This is a genomic window from Chroococcidiopsis sp. TS-821, assembly GCF_002939305.1.
In the GTDB taxonomy this organism is placed as follows: domain Bacteria; phylum Cyanobacteriota; class Cyanobacteriia; order Cyanobacteriales; family Chroococcidiopsidaceae; genus Chroogloeocystis.
Map to the genome: position 1 here is coordinate 1 of NZ_MVDI01000026.1, position 994 is coordinate 994.

The 994-nt window shown below is 53.9% G+C and carries 1 protein-coding gene; it reads right to left on the minus strand.

All coding sequences use genetic code 11. From position 1 onward, the window contains the following. Positions 1–994 (minus strand): photosystem II q(b) protein (gene psbA / locus B1A85_RS23300; RefSeq protein ID WP_104549097.1); only part of this gene is annotated, 994 nt, incomplete at both ends.

Genomic DNA, 994 nt, shown 5'->3' on the forward strand with positions numbered 1-994 from the left:
CGTCGCCAGCAGCTAAGTCGAGGGGGAAGTTGTGCGCGTTGCGCTCGTGCATCACTTCCATGCCCAAGTTGGCGCGGTTGAGCACGTCCGCCCAGGTGCCAATCACCCGACCCTGCGAGTCAATCACTGACTGGTTGAAGTTGAAGCCGTTGAGGTTGAACGCCATCGTGCTGATGCCCAATGCCGTGAACCAGATGCCAATCACTGGCCACGCTGCGAGGAAGAAGTGCAAGCTGCGGCTGTTGTTGAAGCTGGCGTATTGGAAGATTAACCGTCCAAAGTAACCGTGTGCTGCTACGATGTTGTAGGTCTCTTCTTCTTGTCCGAACTTGTAGCCGTAGTTCTGGCTTTCACTTTCGGTTGTTTCGCGCACTAGCGAGCTGGTGACTAGCGACCCGTGCATCGCGCTGAATAGCGCTCCACCGAAGACTCCGGCTACTCCTAACTGGTGGAACGGGTGCATCAGGATGTTGTGCTCCGCTTGGAACACTAACATGAAGTTGAACGTCCCGCTGATGCCCAAGGGCATGCCATCGCTGAACGAACCTTGTCCGATTGGGTAGATCAAGAATACTGCTGTCGCTGCTGCTACTGGTGCAGAGTACGCTACTGCAATCCAGGGACGCATTCCTAAGCGGTAGGATAATTCCCACTCGCGTCCCATGTAGCAAAATACCCCAATCAAGAAGTGGAAGATTACTAACTGATACGGTCCGCCGTTGTATAGCCACTCATCGAGTGATGCTGCTTCCCAAATCGGGTAGAAGTGCAATCCAATCGCGTTCGATGATGGTACGACTGCCCCGGTGATGATGTTGTTGCCGTACAGCAATGACCCCGCTACTGGCTCGCGGATGCCATCAATGTCTACTGGCGGTGCGGCGATGAAGGCGATGATGAAGCAGGTTGTTGCTGCTAACAGTGTTGGGATCATCAGTACGCCAAACCAGCCTACGTATAGCCGGTTGTCTGTTGATGTTACCCAGTTGCAAAA